Below are 16185 nucleotides of genomic sequence, written 5' to 3'. Positions count from 1 at the left end.
CCTGGGGGGCGGGTGGCGTAGCTCCAGCTCGATTTGAGTGCCGATCCTGACAGAGCCATAGGAGCCGAACAAGTGATTCCGTTGTTGCCTTTTGGTTACGCGACGGAATCTGTCGACCAGGTGTCGAGTCGGAATGGAAAAGGCCGGACGGAGTGTCAGTGGTGCGTGCCACACTCGCGTGCATGGGAAAGATCGACGGGGTGGCGGCTCTGATCAGGGAGGTCCGGGCGGGTTCCCGGATCAAATACCTCTACTTCTGGGGGCACCGGCCGCGGCCGGACGGCCGGGTGGGTCCGAGCTGCCTGAGCCAGTGGTGGCCCGCGCCGTTCGTGGTGGACGGGGTGGAGTACGCGACGGCCGAGCACTGGATGATGGCCGGCAAGGCCCGGCTCTTCGGGGACGCGGAGGCGGAGCGGAAGGTGCTGGCCGCGGGGCATCCCGCCGAGGCGAAGAAGGCGGGGCGGCTGGTCCGGGGCTTCGACGAGGAGACCTGGGAGCGGGAGCGGTTCCGGCTGGTGGTCGAGGGCAGCCTGCACAAGTTCGCCGCCCATGACGACCTCGGGCTGTTCCTGCTCGGCACCGGGAACCGGGTGCTGGTGGAGGCGAGCCCGGTGGACCGGATATGGGGCATCGGCCTCGCGGCGGACGACGAGGCGGCCACGGACCCGCAGCGCTGGCGGGGGCAGAACCTCCTTGGCTTCGCCCTGATGGAGGCCCGCGAGCGACTGGCGGGGTCCGGCGCGTAGCCCTGCGGGGCTGAGCGGGGAAGAGCACGGATCGACACCCGGCGGGGTTGAGGGCAGTCGGGGGCGGGGCGCTTGCCGGTGCCGGTTGGTGGGCTGGGATCGGCTACGGGCTACTGGGTTGCGGTGGCTGCCGACGGCGCGTGGGCCTGGGGGCCCGAGGCGAGCAAGAGCGCGGCTCGACCGGCGGGTGCGGGCGGTCGGGGGGCGGCGGGGCGCTTGCCGGTGCCAGTTGGTTGGCTGGCTGGCTGGGATCGGCTACGGGCTACTGGACTGCGGTGGCTGCCGACGGCGCGTAGGCCTGGGGGCCGAGGCGAGCAAGAGCCCGGTTCGACGCCGGCGGGTGCGGGCGGTCGGTGGGCGGCGGGGCGTTTACCGGTGCCGGTTGGTTGGCTGGGATCGGCTGCGGGCTACTGGGTTGCGGTGGCTGCCGACGGCGCGTGGGCCTGGGGGCCCGAGGCGAGCAAGAGCGCGGCTCGACCGGCAGGTGCGGGCGGTCGGGGGCGGCGGGGCGCTTGCCGGTGCCGGTTGGTGGGCTGGGGTCGGCTGCGGGCTACTGGGTTGCGGTGGCTGCCAGCGGCGCGTGGGCCTGGGGGCCCGAGGCGAGCAAGAGCGCGGCTCGACCGGCAGGTGCGGGCGGTCGGGGGGCGGCGGGGCGCTTGCCGGTGCCTGCTGGCGGGGTGGGCTGGGCTGGGCCACGGGCTGCTGGGCGCCGACTCCACTGTGCCGGCTGCTGGATGCCGGCTGTCGGCTGTCGGCTGTCGGCTGTCGGCTGGCGAGTGCCGGGGGTCGCTGTGCGCTCTCGGCAACCGGTGTCACCTGCTGTCGGCAGCCGGTGTCACTGTCTGCCGTCGGCAGCCGGTGTCGCTGTGGCTGGTCGTGCCCGCTCGGCGGTCGGCGCCGCTCACCCGCGGTCTCCGGGGGTGAGCGGCGCCGACCAGGCTCGAACGGGCCGACCCGGACCGGTCGGCCGCGGGGTCAGCCGTCTACCGCGATGAACAGGGCGAACAGACCGAGCACCAGGACGATCCCGGCGGCTCCGCAGATGATGCCGGCCAGGGCCACGCCCGGGTTCGTCGCCTCGCCGCGGCTGGCCTTGCCCCGGCCTATCCCGCCGAAGATCAGGGCCAGGATGCCCAGCACCAAGGCGAGCGGCCACAGGATGAAGCCGACCGCAGAGATGATGCCCAGCACCAGCGAGGCGGTCCCCATGCCGTTGCTCGGAGGCGCCTGCATGCCGGGCCAGGCGTAGCCGGTGCCGTTGGGGTAGGGGGCGTACGCGGCCTGCTGCGGGCCCGGGTAGCCGTACGCCGGCGTGGTGCCCGGGTAGCCGTACGGCACCTGGCCGGGACCGTCCGGTGCGATGGGCGGCGGAGGCACCGGCTCCGCCCCTCCGTGCGCGGCGAAGGGGTTCCCCTGGGGTGCGGGGGCCGGTGGCGCGAAGGGATTCGGCTGCTGCGCGGAGGCAGGGCGCGCGAAGGGATTCGGCTGCGGTGCGGTCGGACCGGGGGCCGAGGGTGCGAATCCGCCGGCCGGGTTGGCCCAGGCCGCACGACCGGCGTCGGCGGACCCGGCCGCCGGCAGGGAGGTCAGCGTCTGCTGGTCGTGGACGGAACCGGGAGCCGGAACGGCGTCGCGGACAGGCGCCGGGCCGTCGAAGGAGCCGGAGGCCGGAACGGTGTCGTAGCCGGCTGCCTGGCCCTGCCCGTGGCCGGAGCCGAAGCCCGGAACGGCGTCCTGGACAGACCCCTGCCCCGCCACCGTCGCCGACCGGCCCCCGAAAGTCGGCACCCGCCCCTCTGCCGGCGCCCCCTGGCCGGCCTCCGTCCGCGCACGGTCCGCCACCGGCACCGCCGGCCCGGGCTCGGCGCCTGCCGGATCCTCCATCGGCGCCTGCCGGCCCTCCGACGCCGGCCCCCGGCCCCCGGCCGCACGGTCCGTCGCCGGCCGGCCCCCGAACGTCGGTGTCCGGTTCGGCGCCGGCGGGTCTTCCTTGGCCAGGGACAGTCGTGGCGGCTGGTGCCCGGTCGGCTGTTGGTCGGGCATCGGCTGCCGCGCCTCGTCGGACATGCTGGAAGGACCCCCTCGCTGGACGTCCTGTCATGCTAGGGCAGGGGCGGGACGCGGCAGCCCGGGGCCTAGGATGATCCCGCGTCACCGATCAGCCGATCACCGCGCCCGCCCCACGGACGACGGGGCACCGTCTCCGCCGCGGGCGCCTGTCCCGGGGAGTTCCCCTTGACCGACAGCTCCGTACCCGCAACCGGCACCGCCGACCGCGATCTGCGCACCTTCATCGCCGGCCTGCCCAAGGCAGAACTGCACGTTCACCACGTCGGTTCCGCCTCCCCCCGCATCGTCTCGGAACTGGCCGCCCGCCACCCCGACTCCAAGGTCCCCACCGACCCCGAGGCCCTGGCCGACTACTTCACGTTCACCGACTTCGCGCACTTCGTCGAGGTGTACCTGTCGGTCGTGGACCTCATCCGCACCCCGGAGGACGTCCGGCTGCTCACCTACGAGGTGGCCCGCGACATGGCCCGGCAGCAGGTGCGGTACGCCGAGCTGACCATCACCCCCTTCTCCTCCACCCGGCGCGGGATAGACGAGCGGGCGTTCATGGACGCGATCGAGGACGCCCGCAAGGCGGCCGAGGCCGAGTTCGGCACCGTACTGCGCTGGTGCTTCGACATCCCCGGCGAAGCCGGTCTGGAGGCGGCCGAGGAGACCACGCGGCTGGCCACCGAGGACCGGGTCCGCCCGGAGGGCCTGGTCTCGTTCGGGCTCGGCGGGCCGGAGATCGGCGTCCCCCGGCCGCAGTTCAAGCCGTACTTCGACCGGGCGATCGCCGCCGGTCTGCGTTCCGTCCCGCACGCCGGTGAGACGACCGGCCCGCAGACGGTGTGGGACGCGCTGACCGACCTGCGCGCCGAGCGGATCGGGCACGGCACCAGCTCCGCCCGGGACCCCGAGCTGCTCGCCCACCTCGCCGAGCGCCGCATCCCGCTGGAGGTCTGCCCGACCTCCAACATCGCCACCCGCGCGGTCCGCGCCCTGGAGGAGCACCCGATCAAGGAGTTCGCCCGGGCCGGGGTGCTGGTGACGATCAACTCCGACGACCCGCCGATGTTCGGCACCGACCTGAACAACGAGTACGCGGTCGCCGCCCGGCTGCTGGACCTGGACGAGCGGGGCCTGGCGGACCTCGCCAGGAACGCCGTCGAGGCCTCCTTCCTCGACCCGGCGGGCAAGGCTCGGATCTCGGCGGAGATCGACACCTACACCACCGCCTGGCTGGCCTCCTGACACCCAGCACAATGGGGGCCATGCAGACCGTGACCGCCGTGGCCCACCGCGGCGACCCCTACCGTTTCCGCGAGAACACCGTCGACTCACTGCGGTCCGCGCTCGACCGGGGCGCGGACGCCGTCGAGGTCGACGTCCGGCTCACCCGTGACGGCGTGCCCGTGCTGCTGCACGACGACACGCTGCGCCGGCTGTGGGAGGTCGACCGGCCGCTGGGCGCGCTGTCCGCCGATGAGCTGCGCGGGCTCACGGCGGGCGGCGTGCCGACGCTGGCGGAGGCGCTGGCCGCGACCGGGGACAGCAGGGTGATGGTGGACCTGTGCGGGCCGGTCGGCCGTCGTACGGTCGAGCGGACCTTGGACGTGGTCCGGCAGAGCGGGGCCGGGGACCGCGTCTACTACTGCGCGCACGCCGAGGCGATGCTCGCCGTCCGCGCCGCCGACCCGGCCGCCGAGATCGCCCTGACCTGGACGACCCTGGCCCCGCCCCGGCCCGCGCTGCTGGCCGCCATCCGCCCGCGCTGGCTCAACTACCGCTTTCCCCTGGTGAGCCGGGAGCTGGCGGCCCGCGTCCACCACGACGGCCTGCTGCTGTCGGTGTGGACCCCGGACACCCGCCGCTCCATGAGCCGGCTGCTGGACCTGGGCGTCGACTCGGTCACGACGAACCGGGTCGACGTCCTGCACGCCCTGCGCACCGCGGACGGGAACCCCGCCTAGGGCCTGTCCGACAATTCGCGTCGTCGCCCGAAGGGCGGCAGACGGGAATTGTCAGACAGGCCCTGGACCCCGGAGTGTTCCAGCGGGGGTGCGATCGCCTGGGCGTCCGCGCCCTCGCCCACCCACAGGCGGATCAGCAGCGCGGCCGTCGCCTCCAGCAGCCCGGCCCGGTCCAGCCCGCCGGCGTGCAGCGGCACGCAGCCCAGGTCGCGGACGAGCCGTCGTACGACCGTCAGCGCCTCCTCGTCGTCCCCGCACAGCGGGACGGCGAGCGGGCGGCCGGCGAAGACGGGCGGGGTGAGCCGCCAGACGCTCTCGTGGCACAGGTTGAAAGCCTTGACCACGCGGGCGGTGGGCGCGGCGGCGGCGACGCGCTCGGCCGCCGCCGGGCCCCCGGCCGTGAGCAGGGCGAAGCCCGGGCCCACCGCGTTGGTGCAGTCGATCAGCACCCGGCCGCGCAGGGCGTCGCCCAGCCCGGTGACCAGGTCCACGGCCGCCGTGTGCGGCACGGCCAGCAGCACCGCGTCGCGGCCGTGCTCGGCCGCGGCGCGCACGTCGCCCCGCGTGCGGCTGCCGGCGAGCACCGTGTGCCCGGCCCGTTCCCACTGCTCGCCCAGCGCCCGCGCCATCGACCCGGTGCCGAGAATCCCTATGCGCACAACGTCTCCCCTCTGCGGGCTCGTCGGATACGGACACGACAGTAGGAAGCCGCTCGGGCACCATTCGGTGTGTGACCGACGACCACGCCTTCCTCGCCGACTGCCGGGCCCGGCTCGCCTTCGACCTGCTCGCCAACACCTGGAACTCGGTGGTGCTGTGGGCCCTCAGGGACGGCCCGCGGCGGCCGGGGGCGCTGCGGGAACGGATCGGCGGGATCAGCCAGAAGGTGCTGACCGAGACCCTGCGCCGGCTGGAGTTCAACGGCCTGGTGGAACGGCGGTCCTACGGCGGCTCGCCACCCCGCGTGGAGTACGGACTCACCCCGCTGGGCCGGACGTTGCTCGCGCCGATCGACGCCTTCGGTGCCTGGGCGTTCGAGCACGGCGACGAGGTGATGGCCGCGCAGGAGCACTACACCCGCGACCGCTGAACCGCGGTCACCCGTAGGGGCTGTCCCGGACAACTCCCCCAGATCGGCGCCCGGTTGGTCGGGGCTGCGCAAGGGTCGTACGCCCTCCTCGGTGAGGATCCGCATCGCGCCCCCGGCGCCTGAGGATGATCACGAAACCTCCTCCGGCACCGAACGTCTCAAGGAGCCCTGATGCGTCCCACCCGCCGTTCCGTCCTCCTGGCCACCGTCGTCGTGACCGCGCTGGCCGCCGGCCCGCTGGCCGCACCCGCGTTCGCCGCACCCGCTGCCCCGGCGTCCGTCCGGGCCACGGCGGGCCCGGACACCGAGGCCCTCGCCGCCGCGATCGCCGGGCTGCCCGACCACGACGCCACCGCGGCGCTGCTCCGCGTCGGCGGCGACGGGACCTGGCGCGGGACGGCCGGCGTGCGCGACGTCCGGACCGGGGCGCCGGCCCTGGAGAACGGGCGGTTCCGGGCCGGTTCGGTGACGAAGGTGGTGACCGCGTCGATCGTGCTGCAACTGGCCGCAGAGGGCCGGATCGACCTCGACGGCACCGTGCAGCAGTATCTGCCGGGCCTGCTCACCGAGGACTTCGAACCGATCACCGTACGGCAGTTGCTGAACTACACCAGCGGTCTGCGCTCGGGTCCGTCCCTCGGCGACACCGTGGAGGACGGCTATCCGCACCGCTTCGAGACGCTGACGCCCCGGCAGGTCGTGGCGGCCTCCGTGGCGGAGGGTCCGGCGTACGCGCCGGGCACGCGGCAGAGCTACGACAACATCCACTACACCGTGCTCGGCATGCTCGTCGAGAAGGTGACCGGCGACTCGTACGCGCACCAGGCCGCGGTGCGCGTCTTCCGGCCGCTCGGCATGCGCCACAGCTCCTTCCCGGCCGGCGCCGACCCCCGGATCCACGGGCCGCACAACCGGGGGTACGACTGGATCGACGGCAAGCTGGTCGACGTGACCGACTGGAACATGTCCGACCGCTGGGCGGCCGGTGACCTGATCTCGACCACCGCCGATCTGGAGCGGCTGCTGGTGGGGCTGTTCGGCGGCCGGGTGGTGCCCGAGCCGCAGCTGCAGGAGATGTTCACGCTGCCGGACGTGCCCGGGGCGCGGTACGGCGCGGCGCTGGAGCGGTTCGAGGTGAACGGCAAGGTGATCTGGGGCAAGACCGGTTCGCGGCCGGGGTACGCGACCGTGATCGCCGCGACCCGGGATCTGTCCCGCACCCTGGTCTACTCGGTCGACTCCACGGACGCGAAGGGCGACGGCCTCGCCATCGCCCAGCGCTTCGCGTACCCCGCGTTCAACCGCTGACGCACGGGGGTCCGTGCGCCGGGCCGTACGACCGGGTTCAGCCCGACACGGCGACGGCCGGGTGCGCGGACGCCGCACCGAGCGCCTCCAGCCGCTTGATCTTCCTCCGTACGACGTACAGCGGGACGACGCCGAAGACCCCGAACGACATGTCGATGACGCTCCACCAGAACGGGATCCCGCGGACGGGTCCGCAGACGAGGGCGAGCGGGATGATCCCCGCGCAGGCGATCATCCCGAACTCGACCACCCAGATGTTGCGGACGGGGTCGCGGTAGGGGCCGTAGAACGCGACCGCGATGACGAGGTGCGCGAAGGCCAGCCAGTCGGTGCCGTACAGGACGAAGGGGTACGCGGCGTCGACCGTGTCCAGGCCGTCCCGCACCCGGGAGATCCACGCCGTCAGTCCGGGCAGGTGGTCCGGGACGGACAGTGCCCGCAACGCCTCGTCCGTCCAGCGCAGTTCGTGGACCAGCGGGAAGGCGGTGGCCCCGCTCAGGACGAGGCACACGACGAAGAGGGCCAGCCAGACACGGATGCCCTTGAGCAGGGCGGCTCTGTCGCTCATGGCAGGAGCCTACGCCTGGAATTGAACATGTTCAAAACCGCCCTCTCGGGGGCGGGCTCCGAGTGACCGGCGGGCGCGGCCGACGCGGCCGCTCGCCCCGAAGGGCCCGTCATCATTGCGAAATTGCCGGACATGCCAGTAAATTCCCCCCACCGCTTCGAGAGGTCACCGGCAGACGGGGGCAGGGCATGGGCACGGACGGCCGCGTCGCGGTGACGCCCGGGATCGCACGGCTGCATGCGGCCCCCTCGCTCGCCGGCCCCGGCCGGCTCGGGCTGGTGACCAACCACACCGGCGTCCTGCCCGGCCTGCGCCGGGCCGCACCCGCGCTGCTGGAGGCCGGCGCGCGGCTGGTCGCCCTGTTCGGTCCCGAGCACGGGCTGCACGGCACCGGCCAGGCCGGCGAGAGCGAGGCCGCCCGGACCGACCCCGCCACCGGGCTGCCGGTCCACGACACCTACCGGTGCGACGGCGAGCGCCTCGACGAACTGCTGATCGACAGCGGCGTCGACGCCCTGGTGTACGACCTGCAGGCCATCGGGGCGAGGTTCTACACCTACGTGTGGACCATGTTCGACCTGATGGTCTCGGCGGCCCGGACGGGCGTACGGTTCGTGGTCGCCGACCGGCCCAACCCGCTGGGCGGACTCGCCAGCGAGGGCCCGCCGCTCGACCCGGCCTGGGCGAGCTTCGTCGGGCGGGCGCCGATCCCCGCCCGGCACGGCCTGACCTGCGGTGAACTCGCCCGGTGGCTCAACGCCCGGGCCGTGCCCCGATGCGCGGGCGGGGCCGCCGAACTGACGGTGATCGAGGCGGCCGGCTGGCGGCGCGCCATGACCGCGGAGGCCACCGGCCTGCCGTGGGTCGCACCCTCGCCGAACATGCCGACGCCCACCACGGCCGCCGTCTACCCCGGCACCTGTCTGTTCGAGGGCACGAACCTCTCCGAGGGCCGTGGCACCACGCAGCCCTTCGAGATCGTCGGGGCCCCCTACCTCGACGCCCGGTTCGCGCCCGCGCTCGCCGAACTGGCCCTGCCGGGAGTGCGCTTCCGTGAGCTGTCGTTCGTACCGGCCTTCCACCGGTACGCCGGACGGCCGCTGCGCGGGGTCCAGTTGCACCTGACCGACCGCGCGGCCTTCGCCCCCGTACGCACCGGCGTCGCGATGCTCGCCACGCTGCGCCGGCTGTACCCGGACGACTTCGCCTGGCAGCGGCCCGCGGAGAGCGGCGAGCGGCACTTCGTCGACCTGCTGTGGGGGTCCGACCGGCTGCGACGCGCGATCGACGCGGGCCAGGACCCGCTGCCGCTGTGCGATCCGCCGGCACCGCCGGGCCGGTGGGCCGGCGACGACGTGCTGCTCTACCCCTGAGACCGGGAAGGACGCCCCCGTCGATGACCGCTTGCACGACGACATCCCAGGCCGGGATCCGTGGCTTTCGCGTGGGCGACGGCCCGCGGCTGGTGGAGGCGTGGCGCCGCAGCGCGCCGGCCGACGCCGTCACCGCGGACCGCTTCCGCTCCCTGGTGCTGCTCGACGCCAACTTCGACCCGGAGGGGCTGCGGGTCGCCGTCGACGGGGACCGGGTCGTCGGTGCCGCCTACGCGGTGCGCCGGCTGACCCCGATGGCCGGCACCGACCTGGAGCCGGAGCAGGGCTGGATCCCGTTCTTCTTCGTGGACCCGGACACCCGCGGGCGCGGACTGGGCCGCCGGCTGCTGACCGAGGCCCTCGACTGGCTGCACGGCCACGGGCGCACCCGGGTGGACTTCTCCTCGTACACCCCGAACTACGTCCTGCCCGGCCTGGACGCGCAGGCGTACCCGGAAGCGGCCGGGCTCCTCGCGTCCCTGGGCTTCCGCACGCTGTACGAGGCGGCGGCGATGGACCGCTCCCTGGTCGGCTACCGCGTTCCCGACGGTGTGGCACGCCGCCTGGACGACCTGACGGCGCGGGGCCACCGGTTCGCCACCCCCTCCGACGACGACCTGGTGGACCTCGTGGCGCTCGCCGGCCGGCACTTCAACGCCGACTGGGCGCGGGCGATCCGGGAGTGTCTGGCCGCGGGCACGCCGCTCGACCGGATCGTGGTCGTACGGGACCCCTCGGGCCGGCTGGCCGGCTGGGCGATGCACGGCGCGTACGCGTCGGTGGACGAGCGGTTCGGCCCGTTCGGCGTGCTGGAGGAGATGCGCGGCACCGGGCTCGGCACGGTCCTGCTCCACCTGGTCCTGGAGCGGATGCGGGCGCGCGGCGCGCACTCGGCGTGGTTCCTGTGGACCGGCGAGCGCTCCCCCGCGGCCCACCTGTACCGCACGGCCGGTTTCCGCACGACCCGGGTGTTCCGCGTGCTGCGCCGGGAGGGCGCCCGATGAGACCGACCCACCGCGGCGGCCTGAGCCGCCGTCACTTCGCGCTGGCACTCCCCTCGGCGCTGCTCGCGTCCGGATGCGCCGGGCCGCACCGGGGCACGGGCCGGCCCGGGGATCCGATCGTCCTCACCCTGCTCTCCCACTACGCGAGCGGGGAGCTGAAGGAGGCGCTGCGGGGCCCGGTCGACGAGTGGAACGCCACGCACGACCGGGTCAGGGTGGAGACGACGGCCGTCGAGTTCTCGGACCTGCTGACCACCTTCATGGTCCGGCAGGCCGCCGGCCAGGGCGCCGACATCCTGCACCCGTACTGCCTGTGGAACGGCCAGCTGGTGCAGGCGGGCGTCCTGCGGCCCGCGCCGCCCGACCACGCCGAGGAGATCCGGCGCGGCTACGGCGAGGCGGCGGTCGGCGCCGCGTCGGTGGGCGGCACGGTCTACGGCTATCCGACCGAGGTGCAGACGTACGCCCTGTACTACAACAAGCGGCTGCTGCGCGCGGCCGGCGTCGAGGGGCCGCCGCGCACCTGGCGGGAGCTGGAGGACACGGCGTACCGCACCACCCGGCGGGACCGGTACGGCAACACACTGGTCCAGGGGTTCGGGCTGTCGACCTACGACGACTCCACCACCGTCGGCCAGACCCTGGCCCTGCTCAACGCGGCCGGCGGAACGTTCGTCTCCGAGGACGGCCGGAGCACCGCCATCGACTCGCCGGCCGGCCGGGCCGTGCTGGGTCTGGAGCACCGCCTCGTGGCCGAGGGGGCGAGCGATCCAGGCGTCAACGTCTACCAGGCGTTCGCGTCCGGGCGGGTCGCCATGGTGGTCAGCGCCGGCTGGTGGTCGGGCAGCCTGAGGACCCTGATGGGCCGCGACTACCGGGACGTCGGGGTCGCGCCCGTGCCCGTCCCCCGGGCCGGCGACCGGCGTGCCACGCTGTGCACCGGCTTCATGCTCGGGGTCAACACGGCCAGCCGGCACCCGCGCGAGGCCTGGGAGTTCCTGCGCTGGCTGAACACCGGCAAAGTGACCGTGAAGGGCGCGTCGGCGACCCGGATGAGCGCCCTGCAGGTGTCGGTCGGCTCGCTGACCGGACGCGCCGACGACATGCGCACGCTGCTGGGCGGGGGCGGCGCGGGCGGCACCGGCCGGGATCCGAACCTGCGCCCGTTCCTGGACGCGCTGGCGTACGCGGTGCCGGAGCCGAACGGGCCGGGCGCGCAGCAGGCCAAGTCCCTGCTGCGCAGGAACATCGAGGCGATGTGGACGGGGCAGCAGTCGGTCGACCAGGCCCTGCGCACCATCCGCCGCCAGGTCGACCAGGAGGTGTCGCGCTCGTGGTGAACACCCTGGCGCCGGAGCCGACCGGGCGGACGGAGCACGGCGCGCGGCCGGCGGTCCCCGGCACCGGCGGCCGTACCCGGCGCAGACGCCGCCAGAGCGTCGTCGCCTACCTGTTCCTGGCGCCGACGCTGCTGTTCTTCGCGGTCTTCCTGGTCCTGCCGCTGGGCTTCGCGCTGCTGCTGTCGATGTCCCGCTGGACCGGTTTCGACCTGGGCGGCATCGACCCGGTCGGCCCGGACAACTTCACGGCCCTGTTCGCGGCCGGCTCGACGTTCCTGACCCCGATCCTCACCAACACGCTGCTGTTCGCGCTCGGCACCGTGGCCCTCGCGCTCGCCGGCTCGCTGCTCGTCGCCACCTGCATCGAGCGGCTGCGCTTCCAGGGGCTGTGGCGCACGCTGTACTTCCTGCCGATCGTCACGACCGTCGTCGCCGTCGGCAACGTGTGGAAGTACATGTACGAGCCGGGCGGCCTGGTCAACGGCGTCCTCAACGGCCTCGGTGCCGGCTCGGTGGCGTTCCTCGCGGACCCCGGCACCGCGCTGCCCTCGGTCGTGGTCGTCCAGGCCTGGGCCTCGCTCGGCTCGGCGATCCTCGTCCTGACCGCCGGGCTGAAGGCCGTCCCCGAGTCGTACTACGAGGCCGCCGCGCTCGACGGTGCCGGCCCCGTCACCGTCTTCTTCCGGATCACACTGCCGCTGCTGCGGCCGTCCCTGCTGTTCGTGTGCATCACCCAGTTCCTGACGGGTCTGCAGTCGTTCGCGCTGATCATCGTGATGACCAAGGGCGGCCCGGGTGACGCGACCGACGTGGCCGCGCTGGAGATGTACCGTCAGGCCTTCTCCTACGGCGACTGGGGCACCGCGAGCGCCGCCGCCTTCGTGCTGTTCCTGGTGGTCCTCGCGGTCACCCTGACCCAGTTGTGGATCTTCCGGCGCAAGGGGGAGGACGTATGACCCGCCGCCGTTTCCCGTGGCTGCCGTACCTGGTGGTGGTCGCCGGCGCCGTGCTGACGGTGGTGCCGTTCCTCGACATGGTGATGACGTCCTTCAAGGGGCCCGGTGAGGCCGGGACGCTGCCGTACCGGTTCCTGCCGAAGGCGTTCGACCTGTCCAACTACCGGGCGGCGATCGACCAGTTGGACCTTCCGGTGCTCTTCCGCAACAGCGTGGTCGCCACCGCCGTGATCACCGGCTCGGTCCTGCTCACGTCGTCCCTGGCCGGGTACGCGCTCGCCAAACTCCGTTTCCCGGGCCGGGACTTCGTCTTCCGTCTCGTGCTCGCGACCATGATGTTCCCGCCGTTCCTCTTCTTCATCCCGCGCTTCCTGATCCTGGTGCACTGGCCGCTGGCGGGCGGCAACGACCTGCTCGGGCGCGGCGGCGCCGGCCTGACCGTCAGCATCGTGGCGCTCGCCGTGCCGTTCCTCGTCAACGGCTTCGGCATCTTCCTGATGCGCCAGTTCATGGTGGCGATCCCGGACGAGGTGCTGGAGGCCGCGCGCATCGACGGGGCCGGGGAGTTCGCCGTGTGGTGGCGGATCGTGGTCCCGCAGACCAAGCCGGTCGTGGTGACGCTCGGGCTGCTGACCTTCGTCGACGCCTGGAACGAGTACATCTGGGCACTGCTCGTCTCGACCGCGAACCCGGACGTGATGACGCTGCCGGTCGGCATCCAGCTCCTGCAGGACCACGTCGACCCGGCCCGCACCATGCCCGTCGTCATGGCCGGCCTCGTCCTGAGCGTCCTGCCGGTCCTGCTGCTCTTCCTGCTCCTGCAGAAGCACTACATCCGGGGTGTCATGCTCAGCGGCCTCAAGTGAGCGGCCTACAGTCCGACGATCCGGTTCCAGCGCTCGGCGAACTCGGCGCGTTCGGTGGCCCGGATGTCCCGGGCGACGGCGAGCCGCTCGCGCAGGGGGCCGTCGGGGAAGACCAGCGGGTTGTCGGCGAGGGCCGCGGTGTCCCTGTCCTTGGCGGCGGCCAGGACGTCGCGGGCCGCCGGCACCGGGCAGACGTAGGTGACCCAGGCGGCCAGCTCCGCGGCGACCTCGGGGTCGTAGTAGAAGTCGATCAGGCGCTCGGCGTTGGCCTTGTGGCGGGCCCGGTTCGGGATCATCAGGGAGTCCGACCACAGCTCGGCGCCCTCCTCGGGGACCACGAAGCGGATGTCGGGGTTGTCCGCCTGGAGCTGGATGACGTCGCCGGAGTACGCCTGGCAGGCGAGGACGTCCCCGCTGACCAGGTCCTTGGTGTAGTCGTTGCCGGTGAACCGGCGGATCTGGCCGCGGTGCACCTCGCGCTCCACCTGGTCGCAGACCCGGTGGAAGTCGTCCGCGGTCCAGCGGGTGACGTCCACGCCGTTGCCCTGCATGAGCAGCGCGAACGCCTCGTCCAGGCCGGACAGCAGGGTCACCCGGCCCTTGAGGTCCGGCGCCCACAGCTCGGCGACGGCGCGTAGCTCGCGGCCGAGCTTGCGGCGGTTGTAGGCGATGCCCGTGATGCCGGACTGCCAGGGCACGCTGAAGCGGCGGCCCTCGTCGAAGGCGGGCGAGCGGAGCAGCGGGTCGAGGTGCCGGGCCACGTGGGGCTGGCGGGCGCGGTCCATCTCCTGCACCCAGCCCAGCCGGACGTAGCGGGCGCACATCCAGTCGCTGATGACGATCAGGTCGCGGCCGGTGGACCGGCGGTTCATCAGCGAGGGGCTGATCTTGCCGAAGAACTCGTCGTTGTCGTTGATCTCCTCGACGTAGTCGACGGAGATCCCGGTGCGCTTCTCGAACCTCTCCAGCGTGGGCCGCCGGTGGGAGTCGTCGTCGGTGTCGATGTAGAGCGGCCAGTTCGCCCAGGTCAGCTTCTTGTCGCCCGCGGACTCGTCGCGGACGGCACGGTCGCCCGGCGCCACATAGGCGGCGGGCACCCCGCAGCCGGCCAGGGCACCGAGCGCGGCGGTGCCCCCGAGGGCGGCGAGGAGGGAACGGCGGGACGGCAGGGGCCTACGTGAGGAAGTCAGGGGCACCCCGGCAGGATGCCGCCCCGCCGGGCGACGGCACAATCGACGCTGCGTCGAGCAGGCGGCCGCCGATCCGGCACCTTGTCGATCAGCGGCCGCCTTGTCGATCAGCCGCCGAAGGGGCGCGGGGAACCGGCGACCGGTCCCCACGCGCCCGCAGCCGGAACAACGGCCGGACCCGGCGGGGACCGTCAGCCGTCCAGCGACGTCATCACGTGCTTGATCCGCGTGTAGTCCTCGAACCCGTACGCCGACAGGTCCTTGCCGTAACCGGACTTCTTGAAGCCGCCGTGCGGCATCTCCGCGACCAGCGGGATGTGGGTGTTGATCCACACGCAGCCGAAGTCGAGCTTCTTGGACATGCGCATCGCGCGGGCGTGGTCCTTGGTCCACACCGAGGACGCGAGGGCGTACTCGACGCCGTTGGCCCACTCGACGGCCTGGTCCTCGTCGGTGAAGGACTGGACGGTGATGACCGGGCCGAAGACCTCGTTCTGGACGATCTCGTCGTCCTGCTTCAGGCCGGAGACGACGGTCGGGGCGTAGAAGTAGCCCTTGTCGCCGACCTGCTGGCCGCCCGCCTCGACCTTGGCGTGGGCCGGCAGGCGGTCGATGAAGCCGGCGACCTGCTTGAGCTGGTTGGGGTTGTTCAGCGGGCCGAAGAGGACGTCCTCGTCGTCCGGCTGCCCGGTCCTGGTCTCGGACGCGGCCTTGGCGAGCGCGGCCACGAACTCGTCGTGGATGGACTCCTGGACGAGGACGCGGGTGGCGGCCGTACAGTCCTGGCCGGCGTTGAAGAAGCCCGCCACGGAGATGTCCTCGACGGCCTTGGCGATGTCGGTGTCCTCGAAGACGACGACCGGGGCCTTGCCGCCCAGCTCCAGGTGGACCCGCTTGAGGTCCTTGGAGGCGGACTCGGCGACGGACATGCCGGCGCGTACGGAGCCGGTGATGGAGGCCATCGCCGGGATCTCGTGCTCGACCATCATGCGGCCGGTGTCACGGTCGCCGCAGATGACGTTGAAGACGCCCTTGGGCAGGATCGAGCCGACGATGTCGGCGATCAGGACCGTGGAGGCCGGGGTGGTGTCCGACGGCTTCAGGACGACCGTGTTGCCCGCGGCGATGGCCGGGGCGAACTTCCACACGGCCATCATCATCGGGTAGTTCCACGGCGCGACCTGGGCGCAGACGCCGACCGGCTCGCGGCGGATGATCGAGGTCATCCCGTCCATGTACTCGCCGGCCGAGCGGCCCTCCAGCATCCGGGCCGCACCCGCGAAGAAGCGGATCTGGTCGACCATCGGCGGGATCTCCTCGGAGCGGGTGAGCCCGACCGGCTTGCCGGTGTTCTCCACCTCGGCCGCGATCAGCTCCTCGGCGCGCTCCTCGAAGGCGTCGGCGATCTTCAGGAGGGCCTTCTGCCGCTCGGCCGGCGTGGTGTCGCGCCAGCCCGGGAAGGCGCGGGCGGCGGCCTCCATGGCGGCGTCCACGTCCGCCTGCCCGGACAGCGGCGCGGTCGCGTACGCCTCGCCCGTCGCGGGGTTGACCACCTCGGTGGTCCGTCCGTCGGCGGCGTCCCGGAACTCACCGTCGATGTAGTTGCGCAGACGACGCAGCTCGGTGCTCACTGCCGGCCTCCTGATCTGGTTCAAACTGTCCGATCTCTGAGACACCCACCCTAGTCGGGGGACCGACGTTTTCAACACCCCCAACGCGACC

At 73.0% G+C, this 16185-nt stretch carries 15 protein-coding genes; 10 read left to right on the top strand and 5 right to left on the bottom strand.

Annotated features, from left to right (window positions below):
- Positions 1 to 182 precede the first annotated feature (182 nt).
- Positions 183 to 746, top strand: a complete 564-nt coding sequence (locus tag S1361_RS28150; protein ID WP_208034702.1) for an NADAR family protein — start codon at positions 183 to 185, stop codon at positions 744 to 746.
- A 975-nt stretch (positions 747 to 1721) separates the two neighbouring features.
- Here S1361_RS28150 and S1361_RS39400 read toward each other — a convergent pair.
- Positions 1722 to 2813 carry a DUF4190 domain-containing protein gene (locus S1361_RS39400; RefSeq protein ID WP_243769326.1) on the bottom strand — a complete coding sequence of 364 codons (1092 nt, stop codon included), beginning with the start codon at positions 2811 to 2813 and terminating at the stop codon, positions 1722 to 1724.
- 90 nt (positions 2814 to 2903) lie between these two features.
- Between S1361_RS39400 and S1361_RS28140 the strand changes: the two genes are divergently transcribed.
- Positions 2904 to 4049, top strand: a complete 1146-nt coding sequence (locus S1361_RS28140; RefSeq protein WP_341829371.1) for an adenosine deaminase — start codon at positions 2904 to 2906, stop codon at positions 4047 to 4049.
- Positions 4050 to 4069: 20 nt separating this feature from the next.
- On the top strand, positions 4070 to 4768 hold the full coding sequence (locus tag S1361_RS28135) for a glycerophosphodiester phosphodiesterase (RefSeq protein WP_208034700.1): 699 nt from the start codon (positions 4070 to 4072) through the stop codon (positions 4766 to 4768).
- Here S1361_RS28135 and S1361_RS28130 read toward each other — a convergent pair.
- Positions 4765 to 5427: an NADPH-dependent F420 reductase gene (locus tag S1361_RS28130; protein WP_208034699.1), complete on the bottom strand. Its 663-nt coding sequence runs from the start codon at positions 5425 to 5427 to the stop codon at positions 4765 to 4767. The two genes, S1361_RS28135 and S1361_RS28130, sit on opposite strands and share 4 nt — an antisense overlap.
- Before the next feature lie 71 nt (positions 5428 to 5498).
- On the opposite strand from S1361_RS28130, the gene S1361_RS28125 reads away from it, so the two are divergent.
- Both S1361_RS28125 and S1361_RS28120 read left to right on the top strand, forming a co-directional pair.
- Positions 5499 to 5858, top strand: a complete 360-nt coding sequence (locus S1361_RS28125) for a winged helix-turn-helix transcriptional regulator (RefSeq protein ID WP_208034698.1) — start codon at positions 5499 to 5501, stop codon at positions 5856 to 5858.
- A 171-nt stretch (positions 5859 to 6029) separates the two neighbouring features.
- Complete coding sequence (locus S1361_RS28120; protein ID WP_208034697.1) at positions 6030 to 7166, top strand: serine hydrolase domain-containing protein; 1137 nt, start codon at positions 6030 to 6032, stop codon at positions 7164 to 7166.
- A 37-nt stretch (positions 7167 to 7203) separates the two neighbouring features.
- On the opposite strand, the gene S1361_RS28115 is transcribed toward S1361_RS28120, so the two are convergent.
- The gene (locus S1361_RS28115) at positions 7204 to 7734 is read right to left on the bottom strand and encodes a hypothetical protein (RefSeq protein WP_208034696.1); all 531 of its coding nucleotides are present in this window, start codon (positions 7732 to 7734) and stop codon (positions 7204 to 7206) included.
- 188 nt (positions 7735 to 7922) lie between these two features.
- Here S1361_RS28115 and S1361_RS28110 point away from each other — a divergent pair, with 188 nt between their 5' ends.
- The 5 genes from S1361_RS28110 to S1361_RS28090 are packed head-to-tail and all read left to right on the top strand — an operon-like array spanning position 7923 to position 13273.
- Entirely contained in the window at positions 7923 to 9107 is a 1185-nt protein-coding gene (locus S1361_RS28110) for an exo-beta-N-acetylmuramidase NamZ family protein (RefSeq protein WP_208034695.1), read from the top strand.
- A 23-nt stretch (positions 9108 to 9130) separates the two neighbouring features.
- Complete coding sequence (locus S1361_RS28105) at positions 9131 to 10111, top strand: GNAT family N-acetyltransferase (RefSeq protein WP_243769325.1); 981 nt, start codon at positions 9131 to 9133, stop codon at positions 10109 to 10111.
- Positions 10108 to 11451, top strand: coding sequence for an ABC transporter substrate-binding protein (locus S1361_RS28100; RefSeq protein ID WP_208034694.1), 1344 nt, complete (start codon positions 10108 to 10110; stop codon positions 11449 to 11451). The genes S1361_RS28105 and S1361_RS28100 overlap by 4 nt, the downstream gene beginning before the upstream one ends.
- Positions 11445 to 12407: a carbohydrate ABC transporter permease gene (locus tag S1361_RS28095; RefSeq protein ID WP_243769324.1), complete on the top strand. Its 963-nt coding sequence runs from the start codon at positions 11445 to 11447 to the stop codon at positions 12405 to 12407. Before S1361_RS28100 ends, S1361_RS28095 begins: the two co-directional genes overlap by 7 nt.
- Complete coding sequence (locus tag S1361_RS28090) at positions 12404 to 13273, top strand: carbohydrate ABC transporter permease (protein WP_208034693.1); 870 nt, start codon at positions 12404 to 12406, stop codon at positions 13271 to 13273. The genes S1361_RS28095 and S1361_RS28090 overlap by 4 nt, the downstream gene beginning before the upstream one ends.
- A 5-nt stretch (positions 13274 to 13278) precedes the next feature.
- Here S1361_RS28090 and S1361_RS28085 read toward each other — a convergent pair whose 3' ends face one another.
- Together S1361_RS28085 and S1361_RS28080 are read right to left on the bottom strand one after the other, a co-directional pair.
- Positions 13279 to 14469: an ABC transporter substrate-binding protein gene (locus tag S1361_RS28085; protein WP_208034692.1), complete on the bottom strand. Its 1191-nt coding sequence runs from the start codon at positions 14467 to 14469 to the stop codon at positions 13279 to 13281.
- A 185-nt stretch (positions 14470 to 14654) separates the two neighbouring features.
- Positions 14655 to 16094 carry a gamma-aminobutyraldehyde dehydrogenase gene (locus tag S1361_RS28080; protein WP_208034691.1) on the bottom strand — a complete coding sequence of 480 codons (1440 nt, stop codon included), beginning with the start codon at positions 16092 to 16094 and terminating at the stop codon, positions 14655 to 14657.
- Positions 16095 to 16185 lie beyond the last annotated feature (91 nt).

Source organism: Streptomyces cyanogenus (assembly GCF_017526105.1).
Lineage (GTDB): Bacteria > Actinomycetota > Actinomycetes > Streptomycetales > Streptomycetaceae > Streptomyces > Streptomyces cyanogenus.
The sequence above is the reverse complement of the archived record's forward strand: the minus strand, read 5'-3'. Positions and strand labels throughout refer to the sequence as shown.